Origin of the sequence: Hymenobacter nivis (assembly GCF_006439025.1) — a bacterium.
GTDB classification, from domain to species: Bacteria; Bacteroidota; Bacteroidia; order Cytophagales; family Hymenobacteraceae; genus Hymenobacter; species Hymenobacter nivis_A.
The window spans coordinates 324321-350941 of record NZ_RCYZ01000003.1 but is presented as its reverse complement, the minus strand read 5'-3'; the positions used below and the strand labels follow the sequence as shown (position 1 = coordinate 350941).

The window sequence follows — 26621 nt, the reverse complement described above, 5'->3', positions numbered from 1 at the left end:
GGGGCGGGGCCGGCGGAATGTGCCTAAAAATACGCTTCGGGGCTCAAAGCATTCCCGGCCGGGGCCCCGGGGCTACCGCGCCAGGCGAATGCCCGTGAACTGCCAGCGCTTGTCGGCGTGGAAAAAGTTGCGGTAGCTGAGGCGGCCGTGGCTGCGCGGCGTGGCGCACGAGGCCCCGCGCAGCACCAACTGGTTCACCATAAACTTGCCGTTGTACTCGCCCAGGGGCCCCGCCGAGCGGCGGTAGCCGGGGTAGGCGTGGTAGGCCGAGTACGTCCACTGCCAGCACTCGCCCAGCAGCTGGTGGCAGGCGGTGGCGTCGGCGCCGGCGGGCACGGGGGCGGGGTCGAGGCGGGGGCTTTCGAGCCAGGTGCCGCCGTCGGCGGGCGTGGCCCCGAAGCGGCGGGCGGCCACTTCCCACTCCTGCTCGGTGGGCAGGCGGGCCCCTGCCCATTGGGCGTAGGCATCGGCCTCGTAGAAGCTGACGTGCGTGACGGGCGCAGCCAGCTCCAGCGGCCGCAGGCCGTGGTGCGTAAAGCGCAGCCACTGGCCATCAGGGCCCTGCACCCAGTACAGCGGCGCCTGCCACCCCTGGGCTTGGGCCAGGTCCCAGCCCTCGCCCAGCCAGTGGCGGAAGTCGCGGTAGCCGCCGGCCGCCACAAACTCCAGGTACTCGGCGTTGGTAACCAGGCGGTTTTGCAGCTCAAAGTCGGGCACCAGCGCCGCGTGCACCGGCAGCTCGTTATCGAAGCAAAACCCCTCGCCCTGAAACCCCACCGGGTAGGTGCCGCCCGGCACCGGCAGCCAGGCGGCCGGCGGTGCCAGGGCCCCCGCGTCGGCCGGGGCGGGGCCGGGCGTGTATTCTGGGTTCAACGGGCTGGTGCTGAGGATGAACTTGATGTCGGTGGCCAGCAGCTCTTGGTGCTGCTGCTCGTGCTGGAGGCCGATTTCGACCAACTCCCGCGCGGCGGCGGGCAGGGCGGCTTCGTTGGCCAGCAGGGCCAGCAGGTGGGCATCCACGTGGGCGCGGTAGGCCAGCACCTCGGCCAGGGCCGGGCGCGTGAGGGTGCCGCGCTCGGCCCGGTTCACGCGCGAGCCCAGCGAGTTATAGTAGGAATTGAACAAATAGGCAAACTCGGGGTGAAACACCTCGTAGCCAGAGGCATAGGGCCCCAGTAGCATGGTTTCCCAAAACCAGGTAGTGTGGGCCAGGTGCCACTTGGGCGGGCTCACGTCGAGGGTGGGCTGCACCACGGTGTCTTCGGGCAGCAGCGGCCGGCACAGGGCCTCCGACTGGTCGCGCACGGCGCGGTAGCGGTCGGCCAGGGCCCCGGCGGGGGCGGTGGGCAGGGTAGTGGGCAGGGCGGGGGCGAAGGCAGTCATGCGAGGGAGTCAGTCAAAAGTAAGCAGCTAGCGCCTTTGATGTAAATTATTGCTAGCAAGAGCGTTAGTTATCAGCCAACAGGTGTTGGCTAATAGCCCGGTACTCGGGCAACGGAACGGCAGAAATCGGGGCTCAGGCACTGCAACCGCCGGGGCCCGCGCTTGGTTGCACGGCCGCCCGCGGGCCGGCTGGCATTTGCCGCAGGGCATCGGAATAAATACGTAGAACCCATCAGTACAAGGCGGTATTTTGAGCTCATTTATAGTTCATTCGCAACTATATGGTCGCGCTGTGCGCTAACATTGGCAAGCCGGCCAATGGTAAATGTTGCCTTGGCTAAATCTAATCCTTTCCTTTAATCTTACAGGCAATGAAAGCATCTACCACGCCCGAAGCCACCACGCCCCGCCCGGCCAACCGCACCGGCACCAAGAGCCGCCGCGGCTTTGCCGCCATGAGCCCCGAAACCCAGCGCCGCATCGCCAGCGAAGGCGGTAAGGCCTCGCACGCCAGCGGCCGTGGCCACCGCTTCACGGCCGAAGAGGCCCGCGACGCCGGCCGCAAAGGTGGCCTGGTGAGCCGCCGCCCCGCCAAAAACGGCCCGTCTGACCTCAAGGCCGCCGCCTAAGCGCTGCCAATTTAATAGGTCAGTTAAAAGTTAAAAAGGGAAGAGCTAAAACCGCAACCTGGTTTTAGCTCTTCCCTTTTTAACTTTTAACTGGCGGGGCCTCCCGCATCTTTGCGCCATGCTCCAGCTTACGGCTTCCCAGCGCGACCTGCGCTTCAACTTCCTGGCCCGCACCTCGCGCGGGGCCCTGGCCGTGCACACGGCCTGGTACCTGCACCTACACGACGCCGCCGACCCCACCCGCCCCGCCGGTGTGGGCGAGGCCGCGCCCCTGGCTGGCCTCAGCCCCGAGCACGGCCCGGGCTTCGCCGCCGCGGTGCAGGCCCTGTGCGCTCGCTTCAACGCGGCGGGCTACGCCGAATTCAGCGCCGCCGATGCCCCGGCCCTGGTGGGCCCTGGGCAGCCAGCCCTGGCGTTTGCCCTCGAGACGGCGGCGCTCGACTGGGCCGGCGGCGGCCGGCGGCAGCTCTACGCCAACGCCTTTGCCGAAGGCCGGGCCGGGCTGCCCATCAACGGGCTGGTGTGGATGGGCGACGCGGCCTTCATGCGCCGGCAGATTGAGGAGAAGCTGGCCGCCGGCTACCGTTGCCTGAAGCTGAAAATTGGGGGCCTGGACTTTGCCACCGAGCTGGAGATTCTGGCCGAAATCCGGGCCGTGGCCGGGCCTGCCCAGCTGGTGCTGCGCGTGGACGCCAACGGCGCCTTCGCGCCCGCCGAGGCGCTGGGCAAGCTGGCGCAGCTGGCCCGGTTCGAGCTGCACTCCATCGAGCAGCCCGTGGCGGCCGGCCAGTGGAGGGCCCTGGCGGAGGTGTGCCGCCACTCGCCGGTGCCCGTGGCCCTGGATGAGGAGCTGATTGGCCTCGAAACCCCCGCCCAGCAGGCGGCCCTGCTCGCCGCCGTGCGCCCCGCTTACCTCGTGCTGAAGCCTACGCTGCTCGGCGGCCACGCCGCCACCCGCCGCTGGGTGGCCCAGGCCGAGGCCCACGGCCTGGGCTGGTGGATGACCTCGGCCCTGGAATCAAACATTGGCCTGAACGCCGTGGCCCAGCTCACGGGCGAGTTTGCGGTGGGCAACTTTGCTCAGGGCCTGGGCACCGGCCAGCTCTACCACAACAACGTGGGGGCCCCGCTGCGCATCGCCGCCGGCCACCTCCACTACGCCCCCCAGGGCCCCTGGGAAACGCCGTAGACACCACTGGTTCAGCTGGTTGCCGTAAGTGTTGGGCCCTTGAACCTGTTTAGAAAGTCAGATGAGTATGACGTTCCAGAGATTTCCTAAACAGCTTCGTTAGCTGATGGCTTTTGTTCTTATATAGCAAGTATTCACGTCAATAGCACGAGCTGTTTGCTTTCGCACAATTGCTTAAGCAACGCCAGTAGCCTCGGCTGCTGCCCTGGGCTGCGGGGTATGTGTCCCAGCCCCCGCGGAGCGGCCCTCCCGCAGCACCGAGCCGCCCCGTGGGGGGGGCTCTCCTTCGGTTTCTCTATTGCTCAATGGACCGCTCCGACGGGGCTGCAAGAAGAAATTTTCTCCTGCCTCGAAACACTTAATTAGCCCAAATAAGCCAGTGAGAATTCTTTTCGTGCAATCGATTGTCGCAATAGCCTGTGGTTAGGAGTGAGGAGCTCGGCTGGGGGCCCTGGCAACACCCTTACAAGTCGTATCTTACGGGGGCTGATGAAAATGCTGCTCTGTTTATGCGCGCTGCGCCGGGCTTGGGGCCGGCTGCTGGTACTGGCCCTGCTGCTGGCCGGGGCCCGGCCCGGCTATGGCCAGGGGCCCGGCCCGTTTCAGTTGGTGCGGGCCAGGCAGCGGTGCATGAGCCTGCCGCTGCAGGTGCAGCGCAACCTGCCCATTGTGCAGGTGTGGCTGAACGGCGCGGGGCCCTACAACTTCTTGCTCGACACGGGCGTGGCCTCGTCGCTGCTGCTGTCGCCGGCCGTGGCCGACTCGCTGCACATGCCCCACGGGCAGGATTTCCGGGTGATGGGGGCCGGCGGCAAGCCCACTGGCCTGCAGGCCTACCAGGCCCCCCGGGTGCGCGTGGGCCTGGGCCGCCGCGGCCAGGAGGCCGTGGCCCCGGCCATGGCCCTGCTCGTACTCAACGGCGACTCGCTGAACCTCTCGGGCTACGTGGGGCTGCCGGTGCACGGCATCCTGGGGTCGGAGCTGTTCCAGAGCTTCGTGGCCGCGTTTGAGGGGCAGGCGGGGGGGCAGGAGCGGCTGGTGCTCACGCCGCCGGCCGCCTACCGGCCGCCCCGCAGCCGCCGCTGGGCCGGCCTGCCGCTGGCCATCGAGGGGCGCAAGGCGTACTTCACGGTGCCCGTGCGCCAGGTGGGCGACTCGGCCGCCCGGCCCCTGAAGCTGCTGCTCGACACCGGGGCCAGCCACGCGCTGTCGCTCGAAACCACCTCCGACCCGCGCCTGCACCTGCCCGCCCCCGGCCTGCCCGCCGACCTGGGCCACGGCCTAACGGGGCTGGTGCGCGGGGTGCTGGGCCGCGTGGCCACCGTCGAGCTGGGCCGCTACCGCCTCCCCACCGTCCTCACCTCCTTCCCCAACGGGGCCGACGTGCACGCCCGCACCGACGTGTTCCGCAACGGCAGCGTGGGCTACGAGCTGCTGCGCCGCTTCCGGGTCGTCATCGACTACCCGCACCGGCAGCTGTGGCTGCGCCGGGGCCTGGCCTTCGGCGAGCCCTTTGAGCACGACATGGCGGGCTTCGACGTGCTGGCCACGGGGCCCACCCTGCACCGCTACCAGGTGCTGGGCGTGGTGCCGGGCACGCCCGCCGCCGCCGCCGGCCTGCAAGACGGCGACGAGCTGCTGGCGGTGGGTATTTTGCCGGTCGAGCTGCTCTCGCTCACCCAGCTCACCCACCTGCTGCGCAGCACCAGCGGCACGGTGCTGCACCTCATCGTGCGCCGCCCCGGCGGCGCGCTGCACACGGCCAGCGTGCGCCTCGAGCGCCGCATTTAGGGCCCCCGGGGCCCCGGCGCGCCCCGGCAATTTCCCCAAAACGCGGTACCTTCCCGGCCCCGCCCGCCCGCCGCCATGCCCCGCCCACTCGTTGCTTCTGTGCCGCTCCCGCCCGACCTGGCGGCCAACCAGCACATCTACAGCGACTACTTTAAGGAGGAGTTTACGCAGACGCTCGACGAGAACATTTTGCAGCTCCTCGACCGGGTGTGGTTCCGCTCCGAGCTGGTGGGCTTCGACGACTACCCGCAGCGCAACAACCCCGACCGGCCGCTGATTTTTGCTTCCAACCACTCGGGCATGGCCTTCCCGTGGGACGCCATTGTGTGCCTCTCGCACCTGTGGCGCCACTTGCGGCAGCGCCACGGCCACCTGCGCGATTTGCCCCGGCCGCTTTCGGCCCCGCTGCTCTCGGCTACCACGCTGATGAACCCCTACCTGGTGCGCGATTTTTGGAAGAAGTGCGGCAGCGTGGACGCCACCACGCGCAACTTCGAAACCATGATGTATTACCAGGACCACAACCTGATGCTGTACCCCGAGGGCGTGGCCGGCATCGGCAAGGGCTTCAACCGCAAGTACCAGCTGCAGCGCTTGGCCACCAGCATGATCCGCATGAGCCTGCTGCACGGCACCGACATCGTGCCCTTCTACTGCGTCAACGGCGAGTACCTCGACCCCTACGCGTATAGTTTCGGCTGGATCAACCGGCTGGTGAAGAAAATCGGCATCCCGTTTTTGCCCATCACCGGGCTGCTGCTGCTGATGGTGGTGCAGCCCTGGATTTTTTACCTGGCCCTGCCCGCCAAGCTCACCTTTGTGATGGGCACCCGCATCCGGCCCGCCGACCTCACCGCCAAGGCCCACGACGAGCTAACGCGCCCCGAGTACGAGGCCTTGGGCGAGCAGGTGCGCCAGCGCATGCAGGCCGAGCTCGACGCCGCCGTGGCCGCCCACGGCCAGCACCCGTACCGCTGGCGCGAGCTGTGGCAGCGCATGAAGGAAAACCGCCGCTTCTTCCCGTTTTTCCTGCCCTTTGCCTGGCCCGCGGCCTTCACCGAGTTCGAGCGCCGCTTCGTGACCAACGGCGAGCGCAACTTCAAAATGCGCCTCGACGCGCCGGGCGCGTTCTGGAAAATGCTGTGGCGCAACCCCTTCGTGCTGGCCTACTTCATTCCCCTGCTGGGCTGGATCCCGCTGGCCCTCAAGGGCTACAAAAACCATAAGCTTGGCCGCCGGCCCTGAGGGACCTCGGCCCCCGTTTGCCAAAATATGCGTAAACTGCTCCGGGGCCCCCCGCGCCGCCGTGCGCCCGGGGGCCCCCAGCACCACCCCTTTTTCTCACTTCAACCCCACTTTTTCATCATGGAAGACCTGTTCAAGAAGTTCATCAATGCCGGGGTAGGCTACCTGGCCCAGGGCAACAAGAAGGTGCAGAGCACCATCGACACCTTGGTGAAGGAAAGCAAAATCAGCGAGCAGGAGGGCAAGAAAATCGTGGACGACCTGCTGAAAAGCAGTGAAGCCAAGCGCACCGAGTTGGAGCAGCAGTTCAAAGGCCTCGCCGAGCGCATGAAGGATTCGGTGGGCCTCAAGCCCAAAGCCCCCGCCAAAAAAGCCGCCGCGGCTCCCAAAGCCGGGGCCCCCAAGGCCGCCGCCGCCAAAAAAGCCGCCCACAAAGCCGCCGCCGCAGCCGGGGCCCCCAAGGCCGCCAAGCCCCGCGCCGCCAAAAAAACTGCCGCCCCCGGCTCGTCCGAAGCCTAGGCCGGAGTCCCGCCGCCGCTTGCAAAAGCCAGAAAATCCGCTTGCCGCCGGCAAGCGGATTTTCTGGCTTCCGGGGCCCCCGCCGTAGCTTGCCGGCCCAACCCCCAAAACGAGCGGAACCCCAAAAATCCGTTGCGTTCGTTAAAATCCGTTCCATCCGCGGTCCATGTTCAAGAACACAATTTCCAACCTCACGCGCCTCAAGGAAGTGGGCGAGGTGCTGCTCAAGTACGGCTTCGAGGACGTGGTGACGACCACGCCCCTGCGCCGGCTGGTGGGCGCCGGCCGCCGCGTGAGCTGGCAGCGCGCCGAGCGCACCGTGTTCGACACCACGCGCTGGGAGCGCGCCCGCCTGGTGATTGAGGAGCTGGGGCCCACCTTCATCAAGCTGGCCCAGGCCCTGAGCAACCGCGCCGACCTGCTGCCCGAGGCCCTCATCGACGAGTTTGAGAAGCTGCAAAGCAACGTGCCGCCCTTCGACGTGGCCGTGGCCCGCCAAATTATCGCCGACGAGCTGGGCCGGCCCCTGGAGGAGGTGTTCAGCGCCTTCGACGACGTGCCGATTGGCTCGGCCAGCATCGGGCAGGTGCACCGGGCGCGCCTGCGCACGGGCGAAGACGTGGTGGTGAAAATCCAGCGCCCCGGCGTGCAGGACAAGGTGCGCGGCGACCTGGCCCTGCTGCACGAGCTGGTGCGCCTGACGGGCGGCTTCCTGCGCAACCAGGGCCTGGCCAACCCCCAGGACGTGGTGGACGCCTTCGAGCGCAGCATGAGCAAGGAGCTGGACTACACCGCCGAAGCCCGCGCCATGGAGCAGTTTCGCAAGCTCTACGCCGACTACACCAACTTCTACATTCCGCGGCCCTACCGCGAGCTGAGCACGGCCAAGGTGCTGGTGATTGAGTACGTGGCGGGCTGCAAAATCACGGACCGGGCGCAGCTCGAAGCCTGGGGCCTCAGCCCGGCCAAGGTGGCCGAAACGGGCATGGACATCTACCTGACCCAGATTTTTGAGTTTGGGGTGTTCCACGCCGACCCGCACCCTGGCAACGTGCTGGTGCAGCCCGACGGCCGCCTGGTGCTCATCGATTTCGGCATGGTGGGCAAGCTCACCAAGCAGCAGAAGTACGCCTTTGCGGGCGTGTTCATCGGCATGGCCCGGCAAGATGCGCGCGGCATGGCCGCCAGCTTCCGCCGCTTGGCCCTGACGGCGGAAATCCCCGACATGCGCGCCTTCGAGAGCGACCTGAGCCTGCTCATCGAGGACTTCGCCCTGCTCGACGTGAAGGAGATGAGCATGGGCGACCTCGCCGACCGCCTCCAAACCGTCATCTACGACTACAAATTGCAGGTGCCGGGGGCCATCTTTCTCATCTTGAGGGCCCTGGTTATCCTCGAAGGCATCGGCAAGGTGCTGCACCCCAGCTTCAACACTTTCGAGTTTGTGCAGCCTTACGGGGCCCGCATCGTACGCGAGCAGTACTCGCCCGAAAACATCCTCACCGAGGCCGAGTACACCGGCACCCAGCTGCTGGCCCTGCTCCAAACCCTGCCCGCTGACGTGCGCCAGATCGTGCGCAAAATCAGCAAGGGCGAGCTGCGCGTGAAGGTGGAGCTGAGCGGCTACACCACGCTGCTGCGCAAGGCCGACCAGCTCGTGAGCCGCACCATCCTGGGGTTGCTGTGCGTGGCGGGGCTGGTGTTTTCGGGCTTCACGCTGGTGGGCCACTACGCGCCTACCATGCGCTACTACCGCGGCGTGCCCGAAATTACGTGGTGGAGCCTGGGCATCACTGCCTTTTTCCTGCTGGTGCTGCTGCTGCTGGGCACCCGGCGCGAGCGGAAAGCGTAGCCGCTTAAAACGTAACGCTTAGATCGAGCCGGGCCGACTGTTGGATAGGTGTGTTCGAGAGCATGGTTTTGTTGCCAACCATGTAGTCGTAACGAGCCTCAAGGCCCAACACGGGGCCCCCAGAACGAGCCAGTACCAGGCCAAGTCCTCCTACGCCTCCCAGGCTGTAGGCCGGCAGTTCAACGGTGCTGCCAATGCCTCCGGCACTGTTGGTCGATTTGTTGCTGAAATTTCGCCCATAGGCAGGGCCCGCGTTCAGGTAAGGGCGGCACAGGCCGTTGCCGAACGTGTAGCGAAGCAAAAGCGGTAGCTGCACTTGCGAATACTGCACGTTGGTGGTGAGGCTGTTGGAGGGAATGCCGGTGTTGTACGCGGTGACGTCGTAGGGCCCGTAGCGGCTGCGCAGCGACAGGTACACGGCTTCGAGCTGCACCGAAAACCGGGTTCTGGTGGCAAGATTTAGCGTGGCCCCTGCTTGATAGCCAACGAATTGCTGGTGCTCGCCGCCGTAGCTGGCCGATGCTAATTGAAAGCGCGAGGCGTTGGCCCCAATCTTCAACCCGAACGAAGGCCGAATCTTAAACGGGTTTTTCACCGCCACGCTTGCCTGCTGCGGCCGTACGCACGCGTTGTAGGTGTTGACCAAACGGGTGAGGCCGCCGCGGTTGTACGGGTACTGCACCTGCACTTTGCCGTAGCCAAAGGCCAAAGAGGAGCACCCTGGTAGGATGCGCAAATAGGTAAGTTCGGGCGTGGCCGGGGCTATTTCTACCACGTGGGCCGAATCGGCGGGCTGCAGATAGAAGCGTAGTTCGCCGTCGGTGTTCTGGCCACTGAATAGGCTAACGTATCCCGTCACTACTGGCGTCAGGAGCTGGGCCGCTCCCTGGGGCCCCACGAGCCTGCTCACCCGGGCCACCCCGTCGGCGTTGCCGTATGCCAAAACCTCTGCGGCACTAAATTGCTGCACTGGCTGGCCCGGGCGGGTTAAATTGAGCTTTTGGTAGTTCTTGCCAATGAGCTGCACCCGGCCGCGCAGTGTATCGCCGGGAGTAGTGACCAGGTAATCGGGGGCTGACTGCCCGACGGCTACTTTGGCCGTGAACAAGCAAGTCGTTAATAAGAAACCGAAGCGCTTCGAAGAGGAGTAAACTTGATGCAAGTGAAAAGGAATAAGTGGAAGAGGAGCGATAATTATTAACCGAATATTTGGCGAAATATACGCCGGCCCCTACCTGAACACGAAGCCCTCGACGCCCAGGTACATGGCCACGACTTTGGCGAAGAGGAGCGCCTCGAACTCCTGTTCGGCGCGGAACTTGCCGGCGATGATGGCCCGGTGCTGGGGGCCCCAGCGCCCCGGGCTACCGGCTTGCCTGCGCCGCAATAGGGGCCCCGGGGCGGGGCACGCACAGGCGGCGCACCGCCGTTTCGCCCACTGCCTGGCCCAGCGCCTGGCCCTGCTCGATGGCGTCGAGGAAGTGAATGCCGCCGTAGAGGCGTGAGATGGCGGCCTCCTCGGCGGCCTGGCGGAAGGAGGTGAAATGCCGGGGCCGGAGGCCAAACTCCTTTTCGGTGTTGTCGGTGTAGGCGTAGGCGGGGCCGAAGTACTGGCCCAGCACCTCGGCGGCGGCCGTGGAGATGACCGAATGCCCGCTTACGTATTCCGGGAAGGGCGGCGTCTGGAGCAGGGGCTGCCACTGCGGGGCCAGGTAGCGCCGGATGGCCGTTTCGGGCCGGATGCGGTTGCTGCGGTACTTTTCCTGCCAGCAGCAGATGAAGGCATCGGTGAGGGTGAGGGCCAGCACGGTGTGCAGGTGCAGCGCCCGCCCGAAGGGGACCTGGCTTTGCCGGCAGGCCAGGCCGGCAATCTTCATCCAGTGGGCCCCCGGCGACATCTTTTTGAGCCCCACTTGCAGGTGGCCCACGTCGCGCACGGCAAAGGGGTTGCAGTCCCAGAAGCCGGCAATTTGCCGCTGCTCGCCGGTGAGGCTGTCGCCGGCTTGGCGCACCTGCTGCATGAGCCCATAGAAGCCCGAGCCGGGCCGGGGGTCAAACGCCTGCGGCGGCCGGGGCCCCAGTGGGGCGGCCGAATCGAGCACAAACGGCCGCAGCGTGCCAAAATACGGCTCGACGGGCGGCAGGAAGGCGGGCGGCGTGGGGTACCAGTAGCCGGCCCCGGCGCTGGGCGTGTAGCGCGGCCGGTCGCTGAGGCGGTAGTAGCCGTCCTGCTTGGCGTAGGCCAGCACGGCCGTGGCCACGGCCTGCGCGTACTGCTGCGAGGCGGCCACCATTTCGGCGGGCATCCCGCGCTGGCGGCACTCGGCCAGCAGGGTTTGCTGCCGGGCTTCCAGCGCTTTGCCGGAGGGCTGGAGCTTGCCGGCCGTTTGCAGCATGGCCAGCAGGGCCCCCAGCCGGGGCGAGTAGCCGGTGGCGGCGGGCCGGGCCAGGGCCAGGGGCCGCCGCAAGCGGCCGGCCAGCGCGGGGCAGGCCGGGTCGTGCGGGGCCAACGCCTCGTGGCCGGCCAGCAGGGCGTAGGCAAAAAAACGGGCGGCCAGCGGCGGGCTGGTCACGTCGTGCATCATCAGCTCGTTCAGCTCGTCCACCACCCACCCGATGCGGTCGGCGGCGGGCTCGTAGGCGGTGGCCGCCGGCTGCTGGCACGCCGGCGCCAGGGCCCCCAGCACGAGCAGCAGTAGCAGCGTTAGGTATTTCATGGGAAAAAGCTGTATCTGGTAAACTGCCTATTGGCGGTCCTTGGCCGTTTGGATATCGCGGGCCACCTCGGCGCGGTAGCGCTCAAAAGTATCGTCGGCAAACGTGATGGTGGGCACCACGCGCTGGCCCACCGCCACGGGGCGGTAGTTGCTGAAGCCGTACTCGTGCACGCCCGTGCTGCCCCGGCCCGGCGTGGGGCGGCTGAGGTGGCTGTAGGCGTTGGCGTAGTCGTAGTAGGCGGCCGGGTACTGGGCGTAGCGGGCCACCTGCGACCAGGGCATGACGCCGAGCAGGGCGTCGTACTGCATTTCGGCAATGGGCACCACGCCCGGCCGGCGCTGGGCCAGGTCGGCCACCAGGCGGCGGGTGCCCTCGTACATGTCGGCCTGGGGGTTGTTTTCCCAGAGCCCGGCAATGTCGAGGAAGTACGAGTCGAAGCGGTACGTGCCCACCACCTGGTCGATGCGGTCGCGCAGGTAGTCGCGCCACGAGGCCACGCCAATGTTCATCACCGGCATCCAGCCGTCGCCGTGGCGGTCGTTGTCCCAATCCACCCAGTTCAGGTTCCAGCTGTCGCCGTCCACGTGCTGCGTGGCGGCGTCGGCAAACTGCTGGTAGCCGGGCAGCTTTTTATTGGCCGAGTTGGTGCCGAACATGGCCGAGAAGTGGAAGCCCAGCTTGTGGCCCTCGTCGAGCAGCTGCCGCAGGCCCTGGTCGCCGCCCATGCGCGGGTCGGGCTGGTAGAGGGGGTAGTTCCAGTAGTAGCGGCCGTCCCAGCCGGGCAAGAACACGAGCACGTTTTGGGGGTCAATCTGGGTGGCCACCCAGCGCAGAATGCGCAGCTGCTTGGCGTAGTCGTTGAAGATGTAGCCCGTCCAGTGGGCCCCGTGCAGGGCCACCACCAGCTTGGTTTGGCGCAGCCAAGCCGGCACGTCGGGGCGGGTGGCGTAGGCGGGCAGCTTATACGCCTGGGCCACGTGGGCGAAGTGCGGGGCCGCAATGGCCTCGTAGGTAGGGGCCGCCCCGATGTGCCACAGGCAGCTCTGCACCTGCGCGCTCTTGGCCCAGCCGGCCTGCTCATAAATCAGCTCGGTGCGGTAGCCATCGGGGCCGGGCTGGAAGTAGAACCGCGCCGGGCGCACCTCCGTCTGCCGGGCCGAAAGGCCGAAGAACTGGCCGTTTGCTTGCTTAATGACCACGAGCGGCGTGGCCAGCCGGCCAAACAGCTGCGGGTACTCAAAGGTCTGCTCGCCATCGCCGGGGTCGAAGAAGTTCTCGCCCGCCAGCGAGAGCTGCCCGCGCGGAATGCCCCGCACCACCGTGGTAATGGACTTCACGGGCTGGTCCATCCGGGCCGATACGCGCCACTCCACGCTGCCGTCGGCCTGGCGCTGCAGCTCGGCGGTGAGCTCGCCGGCCGCCTTTTCCTGGCCGCCGGCCCACGTGAAGCCCCGGCAGACGTAGCGCAGCCGGTCGCCCGTACGCTCCAGCTTGGTGCGGGCCGGGTCGATGGCGTAGGCGTTCTCAAAGGTTTGCACCCGGAAGCTGAACTGGAAGCCCGCAAACTCGGCCGACGGCTCGGGCCAGTCGAAGCTGAACTTCATTTCCCCGCCGCCCTTGGGCGGGGTGTACACCCCGTCGGTGGAGGTGAGGGGCAGCAAGCCGTTGGTAGCCTTGGGCTTGGCCGGCGCCGCGCTCTGCGCCCGGGCCAGGGGCCCCCAGGCGGCGCCCAGCAGCAATAGCAACCCGGCTGATTTGAAACGGTTTAGCATGAACGCTGATAGAATTGAATTAAGCAAAAACTTGGTTTACCGCACCTTGGCCGGCTTGTAGCGGTAAGCCTGCAAGGGCAAGCCGTTGCGCCCCACCACCAGCGTGCGGCCCACCTGGGCAAAGCTGCGGACGTCGCCCGGCACGCGCAGGCCCGCCTGCCGGGGCGGCACCGCCGCAAAGCCGCCCCGGCCGTCGCCGTGCAGCAGCAGCCCCTGGCCGGCGTCGCTGGTGCCGAACCGGATGCGGCTGTGGCCGACGTTGCCGCCCAGCACCAGGTCGGGGCAGCCGTCGTGGTCGTAGTCGAGCGCGGCCAGCGCGTACACGGGCGTGTACTGCGCCTCCACGGGCAGGGCCCCCAGCCGGTACTTACCTTGGGGCGTGCTCAAAAAGCAGGTGGTTTGCAGGCAGTTGGCGCGCAGCACCTGGGCCCCCGCTAGCTCGTCTTTGCTGAAGATGTCGGCCAGCCCCGCGTTGGCGTAGCTCGCGTAGTTGGGGAAGCGCGCGCGGGTCATGCTGATTTGGTCCAGCAGCTCGTCGCGCGACACGAAGGGGTAGCTTTTGCCCTGCGCGTACAAGCACAGGATGGGGTCCACGGCCCCGTTGTCGTCGAAGTCCTTGTAGTACAGCTCGGCCGGTTGCCGGGCGCTGGCCCGGCACTGGGTGTTCAGGCCCATGTTGCCCACCACCAGGTCAGGCTTGTGGTCGCCGTTCAGGTCGCTCACGAGCAGCGTGTTCCACCAGCCCGTCAGCCGGCCGGGCAGGTAGGCGGCCGTGCGGTCGCGGAGCTGGCCGTGCTCGTTCACCCACACCTGCACCGGCAGCCACTCGCCCACGGTCACGAGGTCGGGGCGCTGGTCGCCGTTCATATCCACCCAGGCCGCGTCGGTTACCAGGCCCAGCTGCCGGAGCGCCGGGGCCCACTGGGCGGTGCGGTCGGCGAAGTGGCCGCGGCCGTCGCCCAGCAGCAGGTAGCTGGCGGGGGCCTCGGGGTAGCGGCCGGGCACCACGCGGCCGCCCACAAACAGGTCGGGGTGGCCGTCGCCGTTCACGTCGGCGGCGCGCACGCAGCCGGTGCTGGTGGGCATGGGCGGCAGGCTGCCGGCGGGGCTTTTGGCGAAGTGCCCGCGCCCGTCGTTGAGGTAGAGCTGGTCTTGCAGCAGCGGGTCGCGGGGCAGGAAGTTGTCGTAGCCGCCCGTGCCCACGTACAGGTCCTGGTCGCCGTCGCCGTCGGCGTCGAGAAAGGCGGCGGCGCTGGCTTCCTGCAGCGAGTCGGCGCGCAGGGCGGGCTCCGGCACTTCGGCAAACTGCCCGCTGGGCCCCTGCGCAAACACGCGGCTGGCGTGGCCCGCCGCCCCGCCCATAAATACGTCGGCGCGGCCGTCGCCATTCACGTCGGCCTGCGCCAGGCAGGGGCCCCCGTACGACAAGCTGTTGACCAGCAGGGGCTGCCGCTTGAAGTCGTTCACGTCGTTCTCCACCGCCACCGCCCGGATGGGGGAGGCCACGGCCGTGAACACCGGCCGCAACGGCGCCTCCGCCGGGCCGGGGCCCCGGGCGTCGGCCTCGCGCAGCACGAGCCGCGCGCTGCCCGGCGCCGGCCGCACCACCTGCCGCCGGCCGCCGGGCCACACCACCCGCACCGAATCGACGGGGCGCTGGCCCAGGCCGAAGTGCAGCACCGGCGACACGCTCGACTCGTAGCCGCGGCCTACTAGTTGCTCCTGGGCCTGGAGGCCGCCGCCGCTGTACAGCGTCACCTTCGCGCCCAGGCCCAGCCGGTTTTGGCCCAGGCCCTGTAGCTGCACCGCCAGAGCCCTGTTTTTCAGCAGCTTGCTGGCGTCGTTGCGGTAAATGAAGGCCGCCGCGTTGATGTTGTTCACCACCAGGTCCAGGTCGCCGTCGTTGTCGAGGTCGGCGTAGGCGGCCCCGTTGCTGTTGGCGGGCGTGGTGATGCCCCAGGCCGCGCTCACGTTGGCAAATTGCGCCCCGCCGGTGTTGCGAAACGCGTAGCCCACCACGTTCGACGACGGCATTTTGCGCACCAGCTCCAGCAGGGTGTTGCGCTGCACGTTGCCCTGGCGGTCGTGCAGGAAATCGCCCATGTACTTGAGGAAGTCCAGGTTGGTGTAGTCGTGCAAAAAGCCGTTGGTCACGAACAAGTCCTTCCACCCGTCGTTGTCGAAATCGGCCAGCAGCGGCGCCCAGCTCCAGTCGGTGTTCGAGATGCCGGCCAGCTGCCCCACCTCGCTGAACGTGCCGTTGCCGTTGTTGAGCTGCAGCATGTTGCGCATGTACTGCTTGTGCAGCCCCGCGTTTTCGCGCACCTGAAACTGCTCAAAGTTGTCGCTGGCAAACAGCAGCTTCTGCCGCCGGTTGTCCTCGGGCAGCATGTCGAGGGTGCAAATATCGGCGTACCCGTCGTTGTTGAGGTCGGCCGCGTCGTTGCCCATCGACGAGAGCGAGGTGTGCCCGATCTGCTCCCCGAGCCGATCGGTGAAGGTGCCGTCTTTGTTGTTGATGTACAAATAGTCCGGCGTCAGGTAGTCGTTCGACACGTAGATGTCCGGCCAGCCGTCGTTGTTGAGGTCGGCCACCGACGCGCCCAGCCCAAACGAGAGGCGGGCGTTGAGCAGGCCCGCCGCCGTGGCCACCTCCCGGTAGTGGGGCAGGGCCCCAGCGGCGCTGCCTTCGTTCTGGTACAGCTTGAGGCCCGTCAGCGCGTCGGGCGTCGCCATCATTTGCTTGATGTAGAACTCGTCCAGGCCCTCAAACCGGCGCGGGCTGTGGTTAAGCAGCAGCATGTCGAGGTCCTGGTCGTGGTCGTAGTCAAAAAAAACGGCCTGCGTGCTGAACGCCGAATCGGCCAGCCCGCACGCGGCGGCCTGCTCCCGGAAGCGCGGCACGCCCCGCGCGTCGGGCCCCTGGTTCACGAAGAGCTGGTTCTGGCGCAGGCGGCCCGGCCGGTCGCCCGAGCGGCACACGTACATATCGAGTTTCCCGTCGGCGTTGAGATCCACCATGGTCACGCCCGTTTTCCAGCCCTCGGCCAGCCCCACGCCCGCCGCCGCCGTCACGTCCTCAAAGCGCAAATGCCCCTTGTTGAGGTAGAGCCGGTTGCTGCCCTTGTTGGCCGTGAAGTAGATGTCGTCCAGGCCGTCGCCGTTCACGTCGCCCAGGGCCACCCCGCCGCCGTTGTAGGTGTACTCGTACACCAGCACGTTGGTAAACTCGTCTTCCACCAGGTCGTTGCGAAACGATACTCCGCTTTGCGCCGCCGGCACCAAATTAAATAGGGTAGGGGCCCCAGCGGCCGCCGGCTGCTTGGCCTGGCAGCTGGCCAGCAGCAGCCCGGCCAGCCCCCACAATACAAGTGCTACGCAAAAACGACTGGGCAACATGGGGCGGGAAAAGGGGGAGCGGATGGGAGGAAAAGGAAAAAATAACAGGGCGGCTTCGGCAGATAATCCGCTAAAGCCGCCCTGTCTGCATTGTTTTGCCCGGCCGTTTGGGGCCCGGCAGCTGCCTAATACCCCGGGTTCTGCTTGAGGTTGGCGTTGGTGTTCAGCACGTTCTGCGGAATGGGCATCAGCGTCCGGTAGTCGCCGTTGGGCGTGTGCGAAAGCCACGACTTCTTGGTGAACACCCCGAAGCGAATCATGTCCTGGCGGCGGTGGCCCTCGGCGGTAAATTCCCAGCCCAGCTCGTCCAGCATGCGGCCGAACGGAATGTCGGCCCCGCCCTGCACGGGGCTCACCACGTTGTTAGCCGCGGGGCCGTAGGGGTAGCTGCTGCCCAGGGCCAGGTCGGCGGCCGTCACGGTGGCCTGGGCCGGGCTGGCCGTGAAGTTGCGCTGGCGCACCTGGGTAACCAAGGTGGCCGCCTGCGCCGCCTGGCCGGTGCGCAGCAGGGCCTCCGCCTTCATCAGCAGGATGTCGGCGTAGCGGAAGAGCGGAAAGTCGTTGCTCAAATCCTGCAATACGCCCTGCTTGATTTCAAATTTGCCCACCCGGAAACCATCGTCCTCGGTGCCAAAAATGACGCTGGAGAGCGTATTGGTGAAAGCCAGGGGCTGGCCGGCGGTGGTGCCGAACACGCCCACCAGCGGCGTGCCCCCCGAAGTGTACTGCTGGCCCTGTATCCAGTTGGTTTTCAGGCGGCCATCGGCAGGGTTGTAGGAGTTGATGAACTGCGGAATGGCGCAGATGCCCCCGCCCCACATGCTGGCCTGCCCGTTGTAGGTCTGCTGGTTCTGGGGCTGCAGCGTCTGCATGTGAATGCGGAAGCCCGTGGCGTACACCTCATCGAAGGGAATGGCAAACACGATTTCCTTCGAGCCTTCGTTCACTGTTTTGAACACGTTGGCCTGCACGGGCTCCAGCTGGAAGCTGTTGGAGTTGATGACGGCGTCGCAGGCGGCGATGCAGTTGGCCCAATCGGCCTGCCCGGTGTACACCCCGGCGTTGAGGTACACCTTGGCCAGCAGGGCCTCGGCCGCCCACTTGTTGTTGAAGCGGCCGTAGGTAGAGGCGTCCACGGTGGTGGCCAACTGCGGCAGCGACTCCGTTATCTCCTTCACTACAAAGGCGTACACCTGGGCGCGGGTGCTCTGGGTGGGCAAGAAGCCCGCCGGCACGTCGAACTTGTCCACAATGGGCACGTTGCCGAACAGGTCGCACAGCATGTAGTAGTACGAGGCCCGCAGCACGCGCAGCTCGGCAATGAGCTGCTCCTTGCCCGTGGTCAGTGGAATCTGGCCCTGCTCCACTTGGTAGAGCACGCGGTTGCAGTTGGTGATGCCACCAAAGGCCTCGCCCCAGGTGTAGCCGGGGGTGGGGTCGAGGGCCGTCCAGGTGTGCTGGTGCAGGCGGCGGTACGAGCCGTCGTCCACCCAGCCGTTGGGGCGGCCGGGGGTCACGGTTTCATCGGTGGAGGTTTCCTGGATGCGGTACGCGCCGTTGAACTCCAGGAACAGGGTGCGCCAGTTGCCGTAGGCCGGGCCCACCAGCGAGGACAAGTCGCCGGTAGTGGGCGAAAATTGGTTGGCCACAATCTGGTTGTAGCTGGTGTCGTCGAGCTTGGTGCAGGAGCCGAATAGCCCCAGGCCCGCCATGGCCAGCAGGCTTACCCCGGCGGGGGAGAGATACTTTTTCATAAATAATATTTCTGACAGTTAGAAAGTTACGTTCAGGCCCGCCGTAAAAGTGCGCACCGTGGGGTACTTGTCGCGGTCGTCGATGCCGGGGGACAGGCCCAGGCGGTTCACTTCCGGGTCCAGGCCCTTGTATTTGGTGATGGAGGCGGTGTTCAGCGTCGAAACGTACACCCGCAAGTTCTTCACGTACTTGACGACGTTGGGCTGGAAGTTGTAGCCGAACGTGATGTTGTCAACCTTCCAGTAGTCGCCGTTTTCCACGTAGTAGCTGTTGAATTCCAGTGGCATCGTGGTGTTAAGCACGGCCTTGCCGAAGATGGGGTCGTAGGCCGAGCGCAGGCGGTTGTACTGCGTCACGCCGGTGTTTTCGTAGTACATGCGCTGCACGTTCAGGATCTGGAAGCCGAAGGCTCCGCGCATCGTGATGCCCAGGTCGAAGCGCTTGTAGCGGAAGCTGTTATTCCACCCGCCGTAGTACTTGGGCAGGCCGTTGCCGAGCACCTGCTTGTCGTCCTCGCTGTGCGTGAACTGGTCGTAAGGCACCGATTGGCCGTCCTTGTTCATGTAAATCCACTTGCCGTCGCTGGTCACGTCCACCACCTTGTAGCCGTAGAAGTTGCCCAGCTTCTGCCCCACCTGCACGCGGCTGGTGTAGGTCTGGATGGGCTCGCCGGTGTAGCCGGTGTTGAAGAAGTCGTTGGTGAGCTGGTAGAGGTCGTTGTTGAGCGAGAGCAGCGTGTTCTTATTGGTCGAGAAGTTGAAGGTTGAGGTCCAGGTGAAGTCCTTGGTTTGCACCGGCACTACGTTCAGCTGCACTTCCAGGCCCTTATTTTCGAGCGAGCCCACGTTGGCCGTGGTGGTCGGGAACAGGTTGGGCGGCGAGGGCACTTGGTAGTCGTAGAGCAGGCCCAGCGTGCGGCGGATGTAGTAGTCCACCGTACCGTAGACGCGGCCCTTGAAGAAGGAATAGTCCACGCCCGCGTTGAATTCGTGCTTTTCCTCCCACTTCAGGCTGGGGTTGGGGTTGCTGATGGGGGCCAGCGACTGCACCCAGCGGCCGTTGGCCAGGAAGTAGCCGCCGTAGCCCAGGCGCGACACGCCCAGAAACGAGGAGCCGGGCGCGGTGCCCGTCACGCCGTAGCCCACGCGCAGCTTCAGGTCGTCGAGGAAGCCGGCGCTGGCCAGGAAGTTCTCCTTGTTGATGCGCCAGCCCAGCGACACGGCCGGGAAAGTACCCCAGGGCTGGTTGGCCCCCAGGAAGCGCGAGGAAGCCTCGCGGCGCACGCTGGCCAGCAGCAGGTATTTCTCCTTGTAGTTGTAGGTCAGGCGGCCGAAAAAGCCAATGAGGTTGTAGGAGGTCTTGTCGCTGTATTCGGTGGCCCGGCCGATCTTCAGGGCATTGCCCGTACCGATGTTGTTGTAGGTGAACACATCGGTCGGAAAATCGAAGTTCCGCATGTAGAAGTTCGTGGCCAGATCGTCCTGGTAGCTGTAGCCCGCCAGTGCCGAGAAGCGGTGCTCACCAATGCTGTGGTTGTAGTTGGCCGTGAGTTCAAGTAGCTTATCAATGACTTCCGTAGTGCCCCGCGAAGCGTAGCCGTTTAGTCCATCGCGCAGGGCAGAAGGATGCTGCTTGTTCTCTGAGTAACCCCGCGTCTGGTCGTAGCGCGTGTTGGAGCCCAGCGCTTTGAATTGCAAGTCGTTGATTGGCTCCCACACAATGCTGCCGCTCAGGCGGGTGTTTTGCGACGTGTTCAGGCCGTCCGAATCGTAGAGGCGGGACAGGGGGTTTTCGTAGTTGAAAAGCCCAAATTCCTGCGCGTAGGTGCCGTTAGCGTTATAAATCGGGGCTGTGGGGTTGCGGATGAGCGCCTGCCGGTAGGTGTAGCCGTTGAAGCTGTTCCCGTCCGAGGTGGAGGTGTACTTGTTGTCGCTGTTCAGGATTCCTAGGTTCAGCTTGACGCGCCCGTCAAACATGTTGTGGTTGATGTCGGCCCGGCCAGTGAAGGTGCGGTTATCCGACTTCTGTAAGATGCCCTCAAGGGCGCGGTAGTTGCCACTAACCAGGTAGTTGGTCTGGGCATTGCCCCCCCGGAAGGTGAGGTTGTGCACGTGGGTGAGCGGGTTTTGGCTGATGGCTTTCAGCCAGTCGGTGCTGCTACCCTGGTCGGTAAAGCCCACGCCATCGGTGATCTTCTGGCGGTATTCGTCTGCCGTTAGCACCTCGGGGCGGCGGGCAATGCGCTGGGTGCTCGCGTAGCCGCTGTACTCGATGGTGGGCGTAACGTTGCCCTGAGGCCGGCGGGTAGTGATGAGGATAACCCCGTTGGTACCCCGCGTGCCGTAGATGGCGGCGGCCGAGCCATCCTTCAGCACGTCAACACTTTGAATGTCTTCGGGGGCCACCGTTTTCAGGTCGCCCGGAATGCCGTCAATCAGCACCAGGGGCTGGGTGTCGGCGTTGAGGGTGGCCGTGCCGCGCAGCAAAATCTGGCTCGTGCCCGTGGGGTCGCCGCTGGGCGTCACAATGGTAAGGCCCGCCACCTTGCCCTGAATGAGCTGGCCCGCGTCCTGGGTGGCGCCTTTCACGAAGCTTTCTTCCTTCACGCTGGCCACCGAGCTGGTAAGGTCGGCCTTGCGCTGGGTGCCGTAGCCCACCACCACCACGTCGGCCAGCTGCTTGGTGTCGGGCTGCAGGGTAATGTCGACGGTGGTGCGCCCGCCCACGGCCACTTCCTGCGGCTTTGAGCCCACAAAGCTGAACACGAGTGTGGCATTGGCCGCTGCCTTGAGGGTGTAGCGTCCCTCGGCGTCGGTCTGGGTGCCGGTGCTGGTCCCCTTCACAATGACGTTGACGCCCGGTAGCGACCCGCCTTTCTCATCGAGTACGCGGCCCTTGATGGGGTCGGCGGCCTGTTGCAGGCCAGTGGCGGCGCAAGTGCCCGCCAGCCCCGGGGTGGGAAGCGCCGGGCCAAACAAGCAAGCCGCAAGCAACAGGTGGAGGGGAGGGGGTAGGGGAGTTTTCATTGAGAAAGGGATGAAGAGTAAAGAACCAGGTACTTAGCCCGCGCCCATTTTACACAATCGGTTGTGTAGAATGGAAAAAAATTTTATCTGTTGGTAGCAAGCGCTCAGTCAAAACCAAGTGGCTATGGGGGCCCTGGCCCCTGCACCAGAGCTTTGGGCTGACGCAGGCGCAGCGGGGTTGGGGGTTGCCTGCGCCCGGTAGGAGGCTCTTGGCCAGCCACCGGGCGCGGGGGCCCTATTTGCCCGCGGTGGTCGTTGCGGCGGTTTGGCTAAGAATGTCTATGTCAACCACCTGGCGCGGAAACCACACGGTCATCTCGCCTTTGCCGCGGTTGGCCCACGCGTAGTACGGGATGGCGGTCATCGGTTGGGCCACGGTGCGCACCGAGTTGTTGGCGGCGTCTACCTGAATGGTGGGCACAGTGGCCGTCAGTTCCACCACGCCGTTCAGCACGTCGGGCTTGTAAGCGGCCGTGAACTGGGTGGCCGGGGGCACCACTAGGTTGCTGGTTTTTCCGCCATTGTCCTTCCACTCAGCGCAGTAAATGACGGGGCCGCGCTGCAGCGCTACCTTGTTGCGGTCGTCTACTACCTGCTCGTTGGCCACTACTTGCCGCACTTCCATGGGCAGTGCTACCTCCACCACGTCGTTTTTGTGCCATTTCTTGGCGAGCACCGCGTACCCGTTTTTGACAGCATACGTGACGGGCTTGCCGTTGACCTTGATGCTGATGGCTGCCGCCGTGGGGGCCCCGGCAAAGGTGTAGAGGTTGGACGGCACGGCCGTGTTGCGGGCCCACCCGGGCAGGCGCACCAGTAGGTTGAAGGTGGCGGCCGCGGCTGGAGCAACCGTGAATTTCAGGTTGCCATCCCAGGGGTAGTTGTTCTGCTGGGTGAGCTGAACCCGCTGCTTGTTCACAACCAGGTTGGCCTGCCCGCTCACGAACAAATTCACGTACACGTCGTTATCGTTCTGGGCGTAGATGTAGCCGGGCAGCGATGGGAACAGGCGGGCCAGGTTGGTGGGGCAGCACGAGCAGTCGAACCAACCGGACCGGGCTGGCTCGGACTGGGAAAAGCTCTGGCTGTTTTTGATCTGCATGGCGTTGGAGTAGAAGAACGACTTGCCATCCAGGCCCACGCCCGAAATCAGGCCGTTGTAGAGCACCTTCTCCAGGATATCGGCGTACTTGCTCTCGCCGTGCAGCAAAAACATGCGCTGGTTCCAGTACACGTCGGCCACCGAGGCGCAGGTTTCGTTGTAGGCCGTGGCGTTGGGCAGCTCGTAGTTGGCCCCAAACCGCTCGCCGTCGCCGGCGGCACCGGTGCCGCCCTGCACGTACATCTTCTTGGCCACCAGGTTGTTCCAGATGCTGTCCACGGCCGCCAGCATTTGCTTGTCGCCGGTGAGGGCGGCCACGTCGGTCATGGCCGAGTACAGGTATTCGGCGCGCACGGCGTGGCCCTTGGCCTCGCGCTGGTCCACCACGGGCTTGTCGTCCTGCCAGTACGAGCCGTTTTTCCAGGTGTCGGCGCTTTTGGCGTCGTAGCCTTTGTACTGGCCGCGGGCGTCAAGAAAGAACTTGGCCGTGCTGAGGTACTTAGCCTGACCCGTGACGCGGTAGAGCTTCACGAGGCCCATTTCCACGATTTCGTGGCCCGGGGCCACGCTGCGCTTGCCGGGCCCGAACACCGAGCAGACCAGGTCGGCGTTTTTGAGGGCGATGTTGAGCAGCGTCTTTTTGCCCGTGGCCTGGTAGTGGGCCACGGCGGCCTCGTAGAGGTGGCCGGCGTTGTAGAGCTCGTGGCTCAGTTCGCGCTCCTTTTCCCAGCGGGCCTGGCCGGCCCAGGGGTGGGGGTGGGCGGGGTCGATGGTGCGGGCGGTATAGAGGTAGCCGTCAGGCTCTTGGGCGGCACCAACTTTGGCAATCAGCGCGTCCACGTAGGCCCCGAGCTTCTCATCGGGGTACAAGCTCATCGAGTACGAGGCCCCCTCGATGGTCTTGTAAATGTCCGTATCATCAAACGGAAACGTGGTGGCGAACTTGCCCTGATGGGCGGCGGCCATCTCGAAGTTCTTCACCCGGTTGGTAGCCTCGCAGCGCTGAAACGAGGCCGGAATGGTCACATCGGTGTTCGTTTTCAGGCGCGGCAGCCAGAAATTATCCGTCAGCTTGACCTTGGTGAACGATACGGCCTGGATGGGATAGTCCGTGCGCTGGGCGGAAGCCGTGGCTACCAGGCCCAGGGCCAGCGCAGTGAGAAGCGGTTTTTGCATGGCAAACATGGATGCTGGAACTGATGATAGCGGGGGTAAGCAATCATTTGGGCATCATTGCCGGAGCTTGGCCGTTGATTGCTCGAACGTTCGCAAAGCAGGCGTATGCTTTATGGTCGATGTAAATATATGTGGACTAATTTGTTTACACAATCGATTGATTAATTTTTTCGCCTTGCGCCTTAGGTTGTAATAGCAGCCAACGGCCCCAAGTCTGGATTCTATTTGGCCAGATTACCTGAAAGCAAATGGGGGCAATGTTGCCTGGGTGTTAATGAGCACAGCTTTTCGTTGCACATGGGTTTGTGTAGCCCGGGCGTGTTTTGCTATGCTGCCAGCGGCGAGGCCGCTCGTTTCTTTTTGTGCTTCCTGACCGTCGTTCAGCAACTGGCCGTCCATCGCCTACATTGCGCGCATGCTGGACCTCTCGGCTTCCGGGGTTTCGTGCGCGTCCGGCAACAGCCCTCGCATCAGCGAGGCCACCAAGCAGTGAATGCAGCCCGCGGTGAATCGGCCCGGAGCCGTCGCGGCAAACCAGGCATTCGCAGCGTAGCCTATAATGAGTGCTTGCGCCCAACCCGCTGAGCCAAGTGCCGGCCCCTACCTGAACACGAAGCCCTCGACGCCCAGGTACATGGCCACGACTTTGGCGAAGAGGAGGGCCTCGAACTCCTGGTCGGCGCGGAACTTGCCGGCGATGATGGCCTGGCGCGAGGCGGGCACCGAGAGCAGCACCACGCGGGCCCGGGGCGGGCCGCCGCGCTTGGCGCTGGGGCCCCCGGTGGTGGCGGGCTCGTCCTGCGTGAAGGGTTTCACGATGACCTTACTTACGCGGGGCAGCGGCTGCCACGCGCCCAGCACGAGGCCAAAAAATGTGGTGAAGTAGCGGAACTGGCCGTGGGGGCGGTCCAGGGCCAGTTGCCGGGTTTTGGCGAGCAGCGGCAGAATGGTGCAGTAGGGCACCAGGGCCCCCACCGCCAGCAGTGGCTGCCACGCGCCCCAGGGCCCCAAGAGTGCCGCCGCAACCAGGCCCGTGCCCAGCCCGGCCAGGTACTGGATGCGCCGCTGATAAGCCGCGCCGTGCCGGTGCAAATAACAAGTAAAATACCGAGTCATTGTATAAATGTTTAGGCTATAAGTACAAGGTGTTCAAGCAATAGTGAATTAAAATAGGCGAATAATGCAGCGCTGCTAAATGTACGCCGCGGGTACAAAAAATGGCCCCAAACCACTAAAGATTTGGGGCCAAAAATGAAAATTTGCCGGCGGGCGGCGGGGCAGGGGCCCCGGGTTATTTCAGCTTCATGTCGTCGATGATGGCCTGGATTTTCTCCTTGGCCAGGCGCTGGGCCAGCTCGAAATCCACCGCCGACTTCAGGGGCTGGCGCACGCTGAAGTAAAATTTGATCTTGGGCTCGGTACCGCTGGGGCGGGCCGAAATCTTGCTGCCGTCCTCAAGGATGAACTGGAGCACGTTGGAGCTTTCCATGCCGGTTTCGGTGGTGAGGCCGGTGCGCAGGTCGCGGATCTGACCGGTCTGGTAGTCGCGGATTTCCACCACCGGCTGGCCGGCGATGGTGGCGGGCGGGCTCTGGCGCAGGCCGGCCATCATCTCCTGGATTTCCTCGGCGCCGCGCTGGCCCTTCTTGGTCAGCGAGATGAGGTCTTCCTGGTAAAGGCCGAACTGGGCGTACATCTGGGCCAGCTCCTCGTAGAGGGTGCGGCCCTGGCCCTTGGCCACGGCGGCCATTTCGGCGGCCAGCGCGCAGGCCGATACCGCGTCCTTGTCGCGCACAAAATCACCGATGAGGTAGCCGTAGCTCTCCTCGCCGCCGCAGAGGTAGTTCTCCTGGCCCGCCAGGTCGCGGATGAGGCCGGCGATGTACTTGAAGCCGGTGAGCGTGTTGTAGCTCTTCACCTGGTAGTGGCGGGCAATGTCGCCGAGGATGTCGCTCGTCACGATGGTGTACACCATGAAGTCGTTAGGCGCCAGCTTATTGGCACGGTGCCGGGCCCCCAGCAAGTAGTTGGTAAGCAACGCGGCCGTCTGGTTGCCGTTGAGCAGCACCCACTCGCCCTTGTCGTTTTTCACGCCCAGGCCCACGCGGTCGGCGTCGGGGTCAGTGGCGAGCACGATGTCGGCGTCGAGGTCTTTGGCCAGGTCCAGGGCCATCTGCATGGCCGATTTTTCCTCTGGGTTGGGGCTCTGCACGGTGGGGAAGTTGCCGTCGGGCGTGGCCTGGGCCTGCACAATGTGCACGTTATCAAAGCCGAAGCGTTGCAGGGCCCCCGGCACCAGCGTGATGCCCGAGCCGTGCAGCGGCGTGTACACAATCTTCAAATCGTGCTGCTGCTTGATGGCGGCGGGGTCCACGCTCAGCTTCTGCACCTCGGTGAGGTACTGGTCGTCCACGTCGTGGCCGATGAGGTGGATGAGGGTATCGACGGCGGTGAATTTCACCGCGCTGATGTCGGTAATCTTGTTGACTTCCTCGATGATGTTCTTATCGTGCGGCGACACCACCTGGGCCCCGTCGTTCCAGTACACCTTGTAGCCATTGTACTCCTTGGGGTTGTGCGAGGCCGTGATGACGCAGCCGCTCTGGCAGCCCAGCTGGCGGATGGCAAACGACAATTCGGGCGTGGGCCGCAGGCTGTCGAAGAGATACACCGTGATGCCGTTGGCCGAGAAGATGCCCGCGGCGATGCGCGCAAACTCGGGGCTGTTGTTGCGCGAGTCGTGGGCGATGGCCACCTTCACTTCCTGGTTGGGGAAGCTCATTAGCAAGTAGTTGCACAGGCCCTGGGTGGCCATGCCCAGCGTGTAGCGGTTCATGCGGTTCGAGCCGGGGCCCATCACGCCGCGCAGGCCGCCGGTGCCAAACTCGAGGGTGCGGTAGAAGGCATCGGTGAGGGCCTCGTCCTGCCCGGCGTCGAGCTGGGCGCGGATGGCGGCCTGGGTGTCGGCGTCGTAAGCCGGCGTGAGCCAGGCGTTTACCTTTTGCTGAATGTCGGGGGCAAGGGCCATGCGAATCGGAGAGAATAGGAGGGAATAAAGAACGGAA

The 26621-nt window shown here is 65.2% G+C and carries 17 protein-coding genes; 6 read left to right on the top strand and 11 right to left on the bottom strand.

What is annotated here, in order from left to right; translation table 11 throughout:
- Positions 1-72: 72 nt before the first annotated feature.
- On the bottom strand, positions 73-1383 hold the full coding sequence (gene egtB / locus EAH73_RS09300) for an ergothioneine biosynthesis protein EgtB (RefSeq protein ID WP_140466212.1): 1311 nt from the start codon (positions 1381-1383) through the stop codon (positions 73-75).
- Positions 1384-1754: 371 nt separating this feature from the next.
- On the opposite strand from egtB, the gene EAH73_RS09295 reads away from it, so the two are divergent.
- The 6 genes from EAH73_RS09295 (at position 1755) to EAH73_RS09270 (ending at position 8608) form a co-directional block, all read left to right on the top strand.
- Positions 1755-2012 (top strand): KGG domain-containing protein, encoded by a 258-nt coding sequence (locus EAH73_RS09295; RefSeq protein WP_140466211.1) that lies wholly within the window; start codon positions 1755-1757, stop codon positions 2010-2012.
- A 118-nt stretch (positions 2013-2130) separates the two neighbouring features.
- On the top strand, positions 2131-3201 hold the full coding sequence (locus EAH73_RS09290; RefSeq protein WP_140466210.1) for an o-succinylbenzoate synthase: 1071 nt from the start codon (positions 2131-2133) through the stop codon (positions 3199-3201).
- Between the two features lie 489 nt (positions 3202-3690).
- Positions 3691-4992 carry an aspartyl protease family protein gene (locus tag EAH73_RS09285; protein ID WP_140466209.1) on the top strand — a complete coding sequence of 434 codons (1302 nt, stop codon included), beginning with the start codon at positions 3691-3693 and terminating at the stop codon, positions 4990-4992.
- A 75-nt stretch (positions 4993-5067) separates the two neighbouring features.
- Entirely contained in the window at positions 5068-6237 is a 1170-nt protein-coding gene (locus EAH73_RS09280) for a hypothetical protein (RefSeq protein ID WP_140466208.1), read from the top strand.
- Positions 6238-6357: 120 nt separating this feature from the next.
- Positions 6358-6756: a phasin family protein gene (locus tag EAH73_RS23385; protein WP_193560198.1), complete on the top strand. Its 399-nt coding sequence runs from the start codon at positions 6358-6360 to the stop codon at positions 6754-6756.
- Between the two features lie 166 nt (positions 6757-6922).
- Positions 6923-8608, top strand: coding sequence for an ABC1 kinase family protein (locus EAH73_RS09270; protein WP_140466207.1), 1686 nt, complete (start codon positions 6923-6925; stop codon positions 8606-8608).
- A gap of 4 nt (positions 8609-8612) precedes the next feature.
- Here EAH73_RS09270 and EAH73_RS09265 read toward each other — a convergent pair whose 3' ends face one another.
- The 10 genes from EAH73_RS09265 to EAH73_RS09225 all read right to left on the bottom strand — a co-directional run bounded on the left by EAH73_RS09265 (position 8613) and on the right by EAH73_RS09225 (position 26584).
- Complete coding sequence (locus EAH73_RS09265; RefSeq protein WP_161599495.1) at positions 8613-9770, bottom strand: outer membrane beta-barrel protein; 1158 nt, start codon at positions 9768-9770, stop codon at positions 8613-8615.
- 69 nt (positions 9771-9839) lie between these two features.
- On the bottom strand, positions 9840-9995 hold the full coding sequence (locus tag EAH73_RS23040) for a hypothetical protein (RefSeq protein WP_161599494.1): 156 nt from the start codon (positions 9993-9995) through the stop codon (positions 9840-9842).
- Complete coding sequence (locus EAH73_RS09260; protein ID WP_140466205.1) at positions 9973-11325, bottom strand: vanadium-dependent haloperoxidase; 1353 nt, start codon at positions 11323-11325, stop codon at positions 9973-9975. Before EAH73_RS09260 ends, EAH73_RS23040 begins: the two co-directional genes overlap by 23 nt.
- A gap of 27 nt (positions 11326-11352) precedes the next feature.
- On the bottom strand, positions 11353-13098 hold the full coding sequence (locus EAH73_RS09255; RefSeq protein WP_205012986.1) for a hypothetical protein: 1746 nt from the start codon (positions 13096-13098) through the stop codon (positions 11353-11355).
- A gap of 36 nt (positions 13099-13134) precedes the next feature.
- Positions 13135-16497, bottom strand: coding sequence for a VCBS repeat-containing protein (locus EAH73_RS09250; protein WP_140466204.1), 3363 nt, complete (start codon positions 16495-16497; stop codon positions 13135-13137).
- A gap of 125 nt (positions 16498-16622) precedes the next feature.
- Entirely contained in the window at positions 16623-18251 is a 1629-nt protein-coding gene (locus EAH73_RS09245) for a RagB/SusD family nutrient uptake outer membrane protein (RefSeq protein WP_240047193.1), read from the bottom strand.
- A gap of 18 nt (positions 18252-18269) precedes the next feature.
- A complete protein-coding gene (locus EAH73_RS09240) occupies positions 18270-21278 on the bottom strand; it encodes a SusC/RagA family TonB-linked outer membrane protein (protein ID WP_140466203.1) in 3009 nt (1002 codons plus the stop codon).
- 235 nt (positions 21279-21513) lie between these two features.
- Entirely contained in the window at positions 21514-23556 is a 2043-nt protein-coding gene (locus tag EAH73_RS09235) for a glycoside hydrolase family 127 protein (protein WP_140466202.1), read from the bottom strand.
- A 600-nt stretch (positions 23557-24156) separates the two neighbouring features.
- Positions 24157-24648, bottom strand: a complete 492-nt coding sequence (locus tag EAH73_RS09230) for a hypothetical protein (protein WP_140466201.1) — start codon at positions 24646-24648, stop codon at positions 24157-24159.
- Positions 24649-24847: 199 nt separating this feature from the next.
- Positions 24848-26584 carry a phospho-sugar mutase gene (locus tag EAH73_RS09225; RefSeq protein WP_140466200.1) on the bottom strand — a complete coding sequence of 579 codons (1737 nt, stop codon included), beginning with the start codon at positions 26582-26584 and terminating at the stop codon, positions 24848-24850.
- Between the last annotated feature and the right edge of the window lie 37 nt (positions 26585-26621).

Coding starts and splice junctions, on each gene's coding strand:
- egtB (WP_140466212.1), bottom strand. CDS start 1,383: ATGACTGCCTTCGCCCCCGCCCTGCCCACTACCCTGCCCACCGCCCCC.
- EAH73_RS09295 (WP_140466211.1), top strand. CDS start 1,755: ATGAAAGCATCTACCACGCCCGAAGCCACCACGCCCCGCCCGGCCAAC.
- EAH73_RS09290 (WP_140466210.1), top strand. CDS start 2,131: ATGCTCCAGCTTACGGCTTCCCAGCGCGACCTGCGCTTCAACTTCCTG.
- EAH73_RS09285 (WP_140466209.1), top strand. CDS start 3,691: ATGAAAATGCTGCTCTGTTTATGCGCGCTGCGCCGGGCTTGGGGCCGG.
- EAH73_RS09280 (WP_140466208.1), top strand. CDS start 5,068: ATGCCCCGCCCACTCGTTGCTTCTGTGCCGCTCCCGCCCGACCTGGCG.
- EAH73_RS23385 (WP_193560198.1), top strand. CDS start 6,358: ATGGAAGACCTGTTCAAGAAGTTCATCAATGCCGGGGTAGGCTACCTG.
- EAH73_RS09270 (WP_140466207.1), top strand. CDS start 6,923: ATGTTCAAGAACACAATTTCCAACCTCACGCGCCTCAAGGAAGTGGGC.
- EAH73_RS09260 (WP_140466205.1), bottom strand. CDS start 11,325: ATGAAATACCTAACGCTGCTACTGCTGCTCGTGCTGGGGGCCCTGGCG.
- EAH73_RS09255 (WP_205012986.1), bottom strand. CDS start 13,098: ATGCTAAACCGTTTCAAATCAGCCGGGTTGCTATTGCTGCTGGGCGCC.
- EAH73_RS09250 (WP_140466204.1), bottom strand. CDS start 16,497: ATGTTGCCCAGTCGTTTTTGCGTAGCACTTGTATTGTGGGGGCTGGCC.
- EAH73_RS09245 (WP_240047193.1), bottom strand. CDS start 18,251: ATGAAAAAGTATCTCTCCCCCGCCGGGGTAAGCCTGCTGGCCATGGCG.
- EAH73_RS09240 (WP_140466203.1), bottom strand. CDS start 21,278: ATGAAAACTCCCCTACCCCCTCCCCTCCACCTGTTGCTTGCGGCTTGC.
- EAH73_RS09235 (WP_140466202.1), bottom strand. CDS start 23,556: ATGCAAAAACCGCTTCTCACTGCGCTGGCCCTGGGCCTGGTAGCCACG.
- EAH73_RS09225 (WP_140466200.1), bottom strand. CDS start 26,584: ATGGCCCTTGCCCCCGACATTCAGCAAAAGGTAAACGCCTGGCTCACG.